9 protein-coding genes are annotated in these 11,634 nt (G+C 60.1%); 3 read left to right on the forward strand and 6 right to left on the reverse strand.

Annotated features, from left to right (window positions below; all coding sequences use genetic code 11):
* The first annotated feature begins 7 nt into the window (after positions 1–7).
* The 3 genes from queC to AB4Z32_RS20845 all read left to right on the forward strand — a co-directional run bounded on the left by queC (position 8) and on the right by AB4Z32_RS20845 (position 1,665).
* Positions 8–715 (forward strand): 7-cyano-7-deazaguanine synthase QueC, encoded by a 708-nt coding sequence (queC, locus tag AB4Z32_RS20835; RefSeq protein WP_442123783.1) that lies wholly within the window; start codon positions 8–10, stop codon positions 713–715.
* On the forward strand, positions 712–1,071 hold the full coding sequence (locus tag AB4Z32_RS20840) for a 6-carboxytetrahydropterin synthase (RefSeq protein WP_442123784.1): 360 nt from the start codon (positions 712–714) through the stop codon (positions 1,069–1,071). The genes queC and AB4Z32_RS20840 overlap by 4 nt, the downstream gene beginning before the upstream one ends.
* 168 nt (positions 1,072–1,239) lie before the next feature.
* The gene (locus AB4Z32_RS20845) at positions 1,240–1,665 is read left to right on the forward strand and encodes a hypothetical protein (protein WP_442123785.1); all 426 of its coding nucleotides are present in this window, start codon (positions 1,240–1,242) and stop codon (positions 1,663–1,665) included.
* 1,008 nt (positions 1,666–2,673) lie between these two features.
* On the opposite strand, the gene AB4Z32_RS20850 is transcribed toward AB4Z32_RS20845, so the two are convergent.
* From AB4Z32_RS20850 to dpdJ, 6 genes are all read right to left on the reverse strand, one after another.
* Positions 2,674–3,033 (reverse strand): hypothetical protein, encoded by a 360-nt coding sequence (locus AB4Z32_RS20850; protein ID WP_442123786.1) that lies wholly within the window; start codon positions 3,031–3,033, stop codon positions 2,674–2,676.
* Positions 3,034–3,083: 50 nt separating this feature from the next.
* Positions 3,084–3,485, reverse strand: a complete 402-nt coding sequence (locus AB4Z32_RS20855) for a hypothetical protein (RefSeq protein ID WP_442123787.1) — start codon at positions 3,483–3,485, stop codon at positions 3,084–3,086.
* A gap of 64 nt (positions 3,486–3,549) precedes the next feature.
* Positions 3,550–4,239: a hypothetical protein gene (locus AB4Z32_RS20860; protein ID WP_442123788.1), complete on the reverse strand. Its 690-nt coding sequence runs from the start codon at positions 4,237–4,239 to the stop codon at positions 3,550–3,552.
* 50 nt (positions 4,240–4,289) lie between these two features.
* A complete protein-coding gene (gene dpdD, locus AB4Z32_RS20865; protein ID WP_442123789.1) occupies positions 4,290–6,542 on the reverse strand; it encodes a protein DpdD in 2,253 nt (750 codons plus the stop codon).
* Complete coding sequence (gene dpdK / locus AB4Z32_RS20870) at positions 6,520–7,077, reverse strand: phospholipase D-like domain-containing protein DpdK (protein ID WP_442123790.1); 558 nt, start codon at positions 7,075–7,077, stop codon at positions 6,520–6,522. The genes dpdD and dpdK overlap by 23 nt, the downstream gene beginning before the upstream one ends.
* On the reverse strand, positions 7,074–11,633 hold the full coding sequence (gene dpdJ / locus AB4Z32_RS20875; protein WP_442123791.1) for a protein DpdJ: 4,560 nt from the start codon (positions 11,631–11,633) through the stop codon (positions 7,074–7,076). The genes dpdK and dpdJ overlap by 4 nt, the downstream gene beginning before the upstream one ends.
* Position 11,634 lies beyond the last annotated feature (1 nt).

Here is an 11,634-nt window from a genome sequence, read left to right on the forward strand (position 1 = left end):
GGGCAGGATGATGACGAGCGCATTGGTACTGTTTTCGGGCGGCCAGGACTCGGCCACTTGCTTGGCGTGGGCACTGCAACGCTACGATCGCGTCGAGACGATTGGTTTTGATTATGGCCAGCGCCATGCGGTCGAACTCGCGTGCCGCCAAGAGATTTTGGCGGCGCTGCGCGCGCAGTTTCCGGCTTGGGCCGCCAAGTTGGGCGAAGACCACGTGTTGGACATGCGCTTGCTGTCGACCATCAGCGAGACGGCGATGACCTCGGGTCGCGCGATCGAGATGGAGAAGAACGGCCTACCCAACACCTTCGTACCCGGGCGCAATCTGCTGTTCTTCACCTATGCGGCGGCGGTCGCGTATCGGCGTGAACTGAAGGTACTGGTGGGTGGCATGTGCGAGACCGATTATTCGGGCTACCCGGATTGCCGCGACAACACCCTCAAAGCCCTGCAAGTGGCGCTCAGCTTGGGAATGGAACACCCATTGGTGATCGAGACACCACTGATGTGGTTAGATAAGCGCCAGACTTGGGCCTTGGCACAGGAACTCGGGGGAGTACCCTTACTCGAGATCGTGCGTGCAAAGAGCCATACCTGCTATCTCGGCGATCGCCAGACCTGGCATGACTGGGGATATGGCTGCGGACACTGCCCGGCCTGCGAATTACGACGCAGTGGCTATGAAGGTTTTATGCAGTCGGCGGAGGCGCAGTGAAGTACGAGCTCAGCCAAAAGTTTTTTTTCGAGGCGGCGCACACCTTGGAGCGCGCAGTGGACGCCGAAGGAAGCCGCCGCATCCATGGCCACACGTATCACGCGGAGATCACGCTGGCGGGTACGCCAGATGCGAATGGGATGGTGGCGGACCTGGGCTTTGTGCGCCAAGAGATCGCGCGCGTGCGCGATCTGCTCGATCACCGCTTCCTCGATGAGGTGGAGAATTTAGGGCCGGCGACGCTGGAAAATCTGTGTCGGCTCATTTTTGTCGAACTGGCGGACTTTTTGCCTACCTTGACGAAGGTGTCGGTAGAACGTCAAGCGAGTGGGGATCGCTGCTGTCTGTCAAAGTAGGCAACTTGACAAAGGAATGATGCCCTTCAGTGGGGTCAGATGCGTTGGTAGAGTCTGTGCATTGCACTACAATGGGCGCGCATTGACCCGAGCGCCGGATGTGCGCTCTTCACTGGCATGGCCCTATGGTGGGCCGCCCTCTCGTCATCAATTTCAACCGGAGCAAGCATGCAGGACACCATGGCATCCCCAGCGTTTTCATCTGCAGAGTACATGCGCGACATCGCGCTGCAAGTCATGCGGATGTCGGAAGCGATCCATCACACCTTGCGCCAACTGACGTCGACATCGTCGGCGGATCAGAGCACGTCGCCCTATGCGCTGCTGACGGAAGAGTACGCGCTGCGGGCACGTGCGAATATGCTGCTAATTGAGGCGGCACGGCTGGCGCGTCCGGATTTTCCGGTTACGCAAGGTGCTGTGCTCGAGATCTTGAAGGGGGTCGAAGCCCAGCTGTCTCGCGCTGGTTCGTTGGAGGAGTTGAGCGACCTAGTCGTTGCCTTGTTGCTGTTCACGAGTTCGATCATCTCGCGCCGCAACCAAGTCATCTCGACCCTGCTCCAGAACCTTGACGACACAGTGGTGGTCGCTTAATAGATGCTTGTGGTGGAGTGCTCTGCTGAGAGCAATTGGTCCGAGATCTCGCTTGATGCCAGGTCCGCTGCGCCCCAGTGACCGGCTCGCGCGCCCGCGGGACGCAGGTGCTGAGCGAACGGCGTCCATGTAGCAAGGGCTCGCTATGCTTGACCGTCACACGATGGCGCACGTTTGCCGACCGTAATTGATGGCCAAATGCCCGACTTGTGAAAGTTCGACATGGACAGTGAGCCACTCAAGCGCTTCATAGTCGCGGCTGGAATGGACCCGGTATTTGATTGACGGCCTGATCAGCGACGAAGTATCCCAGCAATGCCCGCGAACTAGGACCATCCTGGATGGAGAGACGGGCTAACGTCTGAAGGGAAGCAAGCTTGTCCGTATTGGTAAGAATGGCAATTTGGTTCACTGCGAGAGAGCTCGGCTCCGTGCTTCGGAGCGAGGCGAAAAGTACCTGGGGTGGGACTCGTCTAGACCCGCTGACCTTTCTGGTTCAAAGAGATGCCTCAGCGCGGTTCTCCTGGCGCGTTGTGGCGGACTGTGCCAACCCGTCACGCACAGGCTTTGGGGGAGCCGAACAAATCCCCCTGCGTACGTTTAAAGGATTTACGACGAAGGAAGGTGCGATTGGTCATCTCTCTGAAGTGGCCGCCCTTCTTGCGCCACGCTTCCCTCAGGTGCGATTGGTGATGCGGGCGCTTCCGAACGATCCTTTATGGTTCAGCAAGGAAGAAAACCAGTGGCGGCCCTTCCCCGAACGAACATGGGCTTGCCCAGGCTGCAGCAAGGTCGTGGTCTGGCCGCCGTTTCTCGGCGTTGCTGATGGCATCCCGCTGTGTGAGGACTGCAACTTGGTCATGTGCAAGGCCAAGTGAGCGTGGTCCGGGACCAAGGCTGTAGGTTCGACGATCTGTGTCTGGATGCACTCGTCAACATCGATGTCGAAGCATTCTTAGTCTTCGCCCGCATGGATCGGTTGAATGATGTTTTCATCCGTCAGCAAAGCTAAACACCATTGAGAGGCAGCGGCAAACCTGAGGCCTCAGCATTAGGAATCTTTTCCCACACGACGGTGCTGCCATTTGGCAGCACTACATCGTCTCCAGTCCGGATGCTCTGGGCGAAGGCCAGCACGACCTCATCGTTGACTCTACGGCTCAATACCTTTTCCTCGTCTCGAGCCCGATACCAGATGCCGCCCAAATATTCCCACGTTTTATTGCTGACATTTTGTGGGTAGAAAGCCCCTATGGGCCTACCGTTATCTTGAGCGCGACTTCCAAAAACAAGATGGATGGCGGCGGTTAAGGGGATGAGTACACCTTGAATATTCCTTCGGTGCTCAGGATTTGGTCGGTAAGTCATGCTTGTCTATATCTCCTGGTTGTTTTGCGTGTATGCTGCGCGAACGACCTTCAGGCCCGGCCGAAGCGAAATCTGTAGTTTTCGCCGTCCAACAGTATCAGCTCGCCGATGAGATCCGTTCTTGGATCGAACGATTTTTTGACCGTACTGGCATCCTTACCCGATTGGACGTAGTCGACCTCATGGGTGCTTGCGACGACCAAGCGCACGACACTACGCGCTTCGTAGGCGCGCGTTAGATTGTTACGGAACTCAGCGTTTCCTGGTCCTCGCCAGCGGTCGAGCCGGTCGAAATACTCAGCGACCCCGGCCGGGCTGTTGCGGTCGTAATGGTGCGCCCAGAGGCTGACGACCAATTCGTTGTTCGTGTTCCATGCTGACACGGACCACTGAACGTTATGCAACTTTGCGCCGAAGCGGGCGAAAGCTCGTTCAATTCCAAAATCTGCCATACGATCGATTCTTTCCAAATATGCGCGCGACGACGATGAGTCCGCGTCCGCTTCGCAGGCAAGCTTACTGTTCGGGACGCGCAAGCGCCGCCGCCGTGATCGCAGCGGCTTCTTCGAGGTGGGGTCTTGCCCACCCTTGCCATTGGTTCCAGGCTGGGGGCGCTAGGCTGGGCAGCAACACGATCGCCGTGCTGCCGACTACGATGTTACTTGGCGTACCGGCTGCGGACTGGGGCGCAGGCAGCGTGGTGCCCAGGATTTTACTCAGATCACCTAGCGTGCCGGCGCCATGGGCGATGACCACGCGTGGCTGGATCGCTTCAAGTAGGTAGCGGAAGATGGCTTGACCGGCAGCGCGGCCGCCCCTGTGCTCGGGCTTGCTTAAATCTGCGCTCATCGAACTTGCGTAGCAAATGACGTTGGTCTCGAGTACGCTGTGTACCCCAGCTTGTTCGAGCAAGTTGCGCAAGAGGTCGACGTTGTGGCGCGTAGGTGAGGCTGGGCCCGCTAGTTCGTCGTAAAGCGCACGGCACGACGCTCCGTTCCGGTTAAACAGTGCGTCCAGGTGGCGTTCATGCGTCACCAGGCTGGCATCGTAGCTGCGCGCAGGGTTACGGCCGAGGATAAACACTTGGGCCGACAGCGGGTCGACCAAGTCGGTCATCCATGGCCGTGGCAGTTGACCATTCAAGGGGCGCGTGGCTTGCGCGATTGATTGCTCAAAGGCTTGTCGATGAGCGGAAGAATCTAACATGGGCTCGATGGGTCCGTACAATAGGGTTCGTGGCTTATTGCGGGCACGCTTCAATGCAGGCGCGCTTCTTCGATCGCTGCCAAGGCGGCTTGCACGATGCTGGCGGCGCCCTTCCCGGGCGGCATACTCAAGGGGCGCCCTGCCCTATACTCTTTGACGCAAAAGTAGGCTTGGTGCTTACTGCTGCGCCAGGCGAACACAAAGACATCTGCCTTCGATGACAAGTGGCGTAAGCGGTCCGTGGCCACGGTATCGGCGCTCAGTTCAATGTGGGCATGGGGGAGAAGGCTGCGCAGCACATCGCGCGCACGCTGCGCCGCGGGTTCGGTCAAGGAATAGATGGCGATCAGGCCGGTGAAGGCCGCCAGTTGGGTCTCGACCGCCGTCGTCGGCTCGGGCAGGCCGGCGAGCAAATCTTCACATTGATAGTCTTGCGCAAGTAGTTGCAGGACGCGACGCTGCGCCACTGAGATGCGGTGGCTGTTCGCACGCACCAGGTCGAGCGCTGCGGCGAAAAAGCGCAAGCGCGCTTCCTGGTCAGGAGCAGGATAAATCGCTAGCAGTTCGGCGACATTTATGGCCCAGTCGATGTTGGTGGCGGCGCGATTCGCATTGAGGATCTCACCAAGGTCATCCAGGGTGTCGACGTAGGTCGTCTTGTCAGGTACCGCGCCGGACATCGACAACAACAGAGCCGCGACCAGTTCGAGTTCGTCCGCCGATGCGCCGCCATTCCAGGCGACCATTTTGATGAGCATGGCGTACAAGGGAATAAAGCCACGTACGGGACTGGGTGGGCGGTTGACGAAGAAATCAACGAACTGGGGGAAGGCATCCCGAAACACCATGCTTGCCTTGCTATCGGCATTGCCCACCACCGACACCAAGTCAGCGCACTTGGTCGCTTCATGGACGTAGTCTTCGATCGGCCAGCGTGCCACGGCATCCATCAGCACAAGGATGTCTTTGCCTGCGTAGCGGTGCGACGCGACGTCTTGCGCCCACTCAAGCCACCCTGGCGCCGACGTCGGCGCCACGGGCGACGGTGCTGGGCCCTGCAGGCCGGCCAAGCGCTTGCGGTCACGGGTCCCTAGTTGTTCCACGATGGGCGCGGGGATGGCGCCTAGGACCTCACGTACCTGCGCGGTCAAGACGGGATCGTCCAGTTCGCCGACACAGCGCAGCAAACCGCTATACGCGGCCAGTTCGGGCAGCATTTGCAGGTAGAGTTGGGCGGCCGTCTCGTAGTCGTCATCGGCGATCGCTTGGCTTGCCGCGGCGGCACGGTCCTCGACGACTTGGGTCTTGGCTGCTCGTAGCAGTTGCTCAGCCCAGTGCTGGAATAGGCGTCTGCCCTGTGGATCGTCGGGGTAGGCCGCTTCGATCTGCTGAATGCGGCTCGGGTTCGGGACCTCGCGCGTCGCTTCGTAAAGAAAAAAGGCTTTAAGGACGTTGGGCTGACGAACGCCTTTGCGTTCCTTGAACAGCGCGCCAAAGTGTTGGCCGATGTGGCGTTGAAAGACGGCGGCCACCTCGCGTGGTGCTTGCTCCTCAACGCCGGCGACAAAGGTGACGTAGAGGGCGTCGACCAAGTCCGCGATAGTCTGCGGCGGCAGCGACAAGTCCATCACCGCCTTGAGCAGAGTCGCGTTGTGCGCCAACTCTTGCTGCCGTCCTAAGCCGGCGAACCAACGGATCTCGAGGAATTTTCTTTGCTCGGCGTTGACCCGTCCGCTGGCACACATGGCTTCCAGCAGTTGCGAAGCGACGAGCTCATTTCCCGCTAATAAGGCACGGTCGAAATCGGCGCGCAACTTGCCAAATGGCTGCTGGGTGCGGTCCTGGATGGCGGGACGACGGCGCAGCAAGCCCAGGTACAAGCTCAGGGCACGGGTCATGTTTGCCCGTGCGCTTTCATGCTGGGGCATAATGCGATAGACGTGCGGCCCAAATCGCGCGTGCAAGGCCGCTTCGATGGGGTCATTCAGGTCGATCGGATGTGGATGGCCACGGAAGTCGCTGTAGCTCGGTCCAATAAATCCGTTGAGCTCCTCCCCGAGTGCGACGGCGACGTGGGGGTCGACAGCGGCCGCGTACCACATACAAGGCCCGTGCTCATCGAACATAGGGAGGACGATCGGCACTTGTCCTTGCCGCTGGATGAATAAATCGATCCAGGGCGTGACTTGTGCGAGCCAAGCGGGCGCAGCAGACCGATTCACGAGCGCCTCCCAGCGCAAGGCATTCGGCGCCGCAAAAAAGTGCTCGAGCCACGCGCGCTCAGGCGTTGGAATGCCCTGCATGGGAGCTCCTCAGATACTGTTCGAAATCGCGCTTGGTACGCGCCAGTTCTTCTTGGTCGAGCGAAAATTCGACCCGCTCGTCATTGATTTCCATGCCCTTGTAAGTCCAATTCATCGAGCCCATCAGTAAGCTGTTGGAGAGCAGCACGCCGCCTTCGTTGTGCAGCTTCTCCCTCAGCGTGATCGAGTACTGGTCGTCCAAGCCCAATTGCAGCGCGCCGTCGCGCAATTTGCTGATAAAGGGGTGGTTGATTTCATCATCGCGCGTGACGATACGCACCACGGCGCCGCGCACCATGAGCGCCACGAGCACGTCCACCAGCCTGACCTCGCGCCGCCCCCACTCTGGGTTCAGCGCGTCGAAGTTCCCCGAGCGGTTATCGATCAGGACGACGTTGCTAATCGAAGGCGAAACGATCCATAGTTCGCCCGTCGAGATCAACATCTCGGCCACGAACATCGACTGCAGCAATTCTTGGATGGTGACGGCACCGGTCGCCTGGGTCTTAAAGATGCGTCGGTACTGGTCATTCACTGGGTCGCCTCCATCAATTCAATGTCCGCCTCGATCCAGTCAGCCGCTTGGCGTACGCCTTGCAGGCGTGCGTAGGCGCGTAAATAGCCTGCGTCAATGGGATTGGTGATCAAGGCGTTGAGCGCTTGCCCAAGGGCCGCGCGGCGCGCCTCTGGACAGGCTAGGGTCACCAATTGGCCACGCGCCAGATGCTCGGCCGTACGAGCGAGCCAGTCGTCATCAGTCACAACAATCCGGACCCGATCATCGGTCAGCACCTCGGCGATAAGTAAGCGCTCGACAGGGGGCAGTTCGCAGAAGGGATTGCGCACCTGCAGACCCGACTGCCGCACGGCACGCCCGCGTGCCCACAACAAGCCGTACATGGCGCTCATCCGCCAAGCGCGCCGGTCGCCCGCGATCGCAGCACTTAACTCGGGCACGACCAAGTCGATGTCGCTGGACTGACTCAAGGAATAGCTCATCACCCGCAGATCGATCTCGATGCCGAGCTGCGCTTCCAAGGCGTCCCAACGTGCCAAGGCCTTGACAAGGTATTGGTCGCTCGCCGGTCCGGAACCTTGGCGCAGCACCCGATTGCCCATCGATGCAAGGAAGCCGTGGAAAGGGGCGAAGCCCGCTTTGACCAAGGCGGCGCGCACTTGTCGGATGCTAGCCGCCATCTCTTGCTGATTACGGGCCGCGCGGAACGCCAGCACGCTTTCACCCAGGTCTGAGGTAGGATCCGAGGCCAGGATTCGTACCAAGGCTTGCAGCTGGTGGTCGATCATCTCGAACTCACCCATTTGCAAGTTGGCGCGGACGATCGAGAAGAAGCGGCGCGGGTCCTCGGCGTAGCGGCGCATGAATTCCTCGATCAAGCCGCTTCCGCCAGGGCCGCGTTCACTGATCCAAATGTCGTCGAGCGCCGGGTCGCTGCCGACGGCGCCGGCCGGGTCAACCGGGCCACGACTCAAATCGACGTGCAAATCGTCCGGATCAATGGTGGGGCACAAGTCAATTATCGAGCGCAGTAAAGCGGCGGCAAAGGTCGACTGGTAAGTATTGCGTAACCATGACTCCCATTCGTCGCTGACCTCTTCCCAGAGCACGCGAGCGGCTTGGTACAAGGCAGCGACGACGTCGTGACGATGCAAGCAGGCTTCCAAGTCTTCACGTAAGCGATCTTGTGGCGACTCGTCGGCCTGCTCCTCTTCTGTTTCGACAAGGGTCGATTGGAAGAGGAAGCGCAATACGTCGAGCAAGGACATGTGTGCGGTGCCAGCGGCAAGACGCTGCGCTGCTTCGGACAGCGATGTGTTGCCTTCGATCGCTTCAAATGTCACCGCTGACAAAAAGATTTGCGCTAACCACTCGCGCATAAACGGGTTCGCTACCATCGCCAGCGCATGTCCGCGCCACGCCGCATCCAGAAAACGGGTGGTGCGCAAGGCTTGCCACTTGCGTTCGCTGCCAACGCTGTGGCGAGCATATAAATCCTTGGGGATGCGTAGTTGGATTAGGACGGCATCTGCGGGAAAGCTGGCGCCCAAGCCCACCGCTTCACCCTCTGCGACGAACTGCGTGTCGACACGGACACGCTCCTGCGCTACCCCGATTTCGGCGCTCGCCCCTACCGTAAACCGGCGCACCTCGAGCGGCGCATGGCGTGCGTGGGTAAAGAAGCCTAAGCGCTCGACGAGTTCGCGCCAGACACCGCCTTCCGGGGGTTGTAGCCAGACAGGCTCAACACTCGCCAACAACTGGCTATGCCAGTGTTGCGAGGCATTCGACGAATCTTTGACAGCGCCCGGCGGCTCAGTGGGTGTGAATGCGATTGGACGCCACACAGGCAAGGTACGGACCGTCTCGCCATCGCGCACTAAAAATTGGCCAATCGGGAGGTGGGCGCCGATGCCAGCAATCTCGAGATGCTCAGCCCCGGCGACAATATCCGCAGCGGTCTGCATCGCCAGCGAAGGTGGTAGCCAATGGCGTTCGCCTTTGTGGCGTATGCCATAGCGGCGGCTGACACGCCCCGGCGCAAATTCACGTAGCGCCGCAAACACCGGCATGACTTGTCGCTCGCGCAACTGGTGAGTCTCAGCGCCAGGCAGGCGGATCTCCACTTCGGCCAAACTCAGGTCTGCAAACAAGTTGGCGGGGACGAAGTCTGGCAGCGGATTGTTGGCGATCGCATAGTCTGCGTTCGGTTCGCCGTTTGCGCGCCAATCGCTCTCCACTCGTCGTAAAGCCGTTGGCACTGCCGTGGTCATCAAGGGCCGCGGGAATTCCCACAACAATGCGTCCACCTCGTCGGCGTTGAGTCGCAGCGCCTGTTGCAGGTAGTCCGCCAAACGGCTTGCCGCGTTATCTGATTCAAGGATGGCTCGCAGCTCTTGGGTCAGGCGCAGACGGCGATGTTTGTCGGAGACGGAAGCACTGAGGTCGGTCCAGACGCTGCCGGCCGGTGCATCTTGTAATTGCTTGCCGAGGTAATCGATCAAGGCATACACCGCCTGCATGCGCGTCAGGTAGCGGTTCGACAGCGGCAAGGTACGGACCGGCAGCTCGGGATCGAACAGTAAATCATAGGATTGGTAAGCCGCGCGGTCGCGACCGTAGTCAGACAGCACCAGGGCGGTCCACGGGCGCATGCCACGGGTACGGCCGGCGCGGCCTTTGCGCTGTAAGAAGCTGGCCATGCCACGCGGCGCTTTGTGTTGGATGACGGCGCCCACCCACGGGTCGTCGAAGCCAACCTCGAGCACGGCGGTGGCGACCACGACTTCGGCCTCCGGATCGACGCCGCGGTCTTGCGAGCTAACCCGTTTAACGACGAGCCGATGTTTTAAGCTGTCGTGCCGGAGAGCCTCAAAAAAGCGCCAATCTTGACCGTTCGCGTAACGCAAGTAGGAACTAGCACGGGTGCGCAAGAGTGCCAAGCCGCCGTTCAGCGCGTTGCGGGTGTCGGGGTTCCCAGAACTGGTCCGGCCCTCAGCGCTCAGCATGTCAAAGTAGAGGCGGTTGATGACATCCAGGTTGTCGGTGAAGACGAAGGTCTTGCGACCATACAGATCGTGACTTATCGATGCCCCAGCTGTGGCGGGGGGATCGAGGCTGCGCTGTAGCAGCATCGTGGTTTGGATGGTGGTCGACAACAGCGCAGTGCGGGAGACTGGGTCGCCACGCAAGGCAATCAGGTACTCGGCACCTTCCGCTTCGATTTCATTCGCTTGCGGCGAGACTTCGTCGACGAAGTTGCGGGGGCAACCAGTCAGTACTGCGAAAAACTCACTGGCTTCACGTAGCGTCGCGGACAAGCCGACAAAGCGCAAGCGACGCTTGAGGACTTCCTGCCAGCGCCGCATCAGGTAGGCGACTTGAGCGCCATGGCGCCCTTCGTAGGTGTGGACTTCGTCCATCAGCACCAGTTCTGGCGGGCGCACAGCAGCCGGTCCGATACCGAATACATGCGCCATGCTGTTGTCCGCCATCCGCTGGTTGAGCATTTCGGTGGTCGTAAACAGCAGATCGGGAGGGCGCTTTTTGATCGACTCCCGAGTGAGCGGGAAAATTTCGCCAGCGAGCTCAAACCCGCAATCGGCACACACCAGGCGTTCACGTCCCTGTTTGCGATCGACTTCGCGCCAGCGCATCTCGCCTGCGCATTCGAGACAGGAGACGACCGGGCATACCGCATCGCCACCAACACGTTGCCAATCACAAAAGCGCGCGGAATACGGCGTGTCACCGAACAGCGCGCCGACGCTGAGCGTGACCTTGGCAGCGGCGGGTAGTGCTTGCGTGAGCGAGCGCGAGCGCTTGAGAACCTCACGTAATTGGTCTTTCAGCAGTTCGGTGCGCGGATACAAAGCGACCGCTTTGACCCAGGGCGGATCACCCGTCCCCGTGATCAAGTGACGGGCGATGGATGCCAGTGCTGGCAAATAAAACGCCAAGGTCTTGCCGCTGCCCGTACCCGCGCACACGATGGTGGCCAGCGCCAGGTCTTGTTCAATGGCACGCAGGATGCGCTGCGCTGCGCGCAATTGAAAGCCGGCCAAGGTAAGGGGTCGGTCCGCTGGACTGAGCATGGCCTCGGCAGCGGTGAGGACAGCATCGCTCTTGGTCGACTCACGCAGTTCCTGCAAGGCATACTCGGCCGATAAGTCGCGCCGTGGGTAAGTTCGGCGGCGGCGCATGAACCGGAAATCCGCGACCAGCGTGGGCGCCTGTTGCCAGCCTGAGGCCCCCGCATGTTTGGGGAACAGTTGGCGCAAGCGCTGCAGCAAACGCACGGTTTCGGCCATGCGTGAGCGGTAGCCGATCGATCCATTCGCGAGTTCGACTTCGGTGATCCAGCCACGCTGGCACATGACCTCGATGACTTCTTGCGGTACCAGGTAAGTATCGATCCCCTCCTCAAGCGCTGCATCGAGTAACGGCTCAATCAAATCGTGGATCTCACGCGCATCGAGGAAGCCATCGACGATGCCCCAGGTGAGCAGACCGGTCTCACCTTGCTCGATTTGATCGAGCACCTTACGTAAAAACTGTTCGGCGTCTTCCAACATG

The organism is Massilia sp. 2TAF26, assembly GCF_052115005.1.
GTDB lineage: Bacteria > Pseudomonadota > Gammaproteobacteria > Burkholderiales > Burkholderiaceae_D > Telluria.

Bases quoted from the DNA above. Each gene is read 5' to 3' on its own strand.
- queC (WP_442123783.1), top strand. From the start codon at position 8: ATGATGACGAGCGCATTGGTACTGTTTTCGGGCGGCCAGGACTCGGCC.
- AB4Z32_RS20845 (WP_442123785.1), top strand. From the start codon at position 1,240: ATGCAGGACACCATGGCATCCCCAGCGTTTTCATCTGCAGAGTACATG.
- AB4Z32_RS20850 (WP_442123786.1), bottom strand. From the start codon at position 3,033: ATGACTTACCGACCAAATCCTGAGCACCGAAGGAATATTCAAGGTGTA.
- AB4Z32_RS20855 (WP_442123787.1), bottom strand. From the start codon at position 3,485: ATGGCAGATTTTGGAATTGAACGAGCTTTCGCCCGCTTCGGCGCAAAG.
- AB4Z32_RS20860 (WP_442123788.1), bottom strand. From the start codon at position 4,239: ATGTTAGATTCTTCCGCTCATCGACAAGCCTTTGAGCAATCAATCGCG.
- dpdD (WP_442123789.1), bottom strand. From the start codon at position 6,542: ATGCAGGGCATTCCAACGCCTGAGCGCGCGTGGCTCGAGCACTTTTTT.
- dpdJ (WP_442123791.1), bottom strand. From the start codon at position 11,633: ATGTTGGAAGACGCCGAACAGTTTTTACGTAAGGTGCTCGATCAAATC.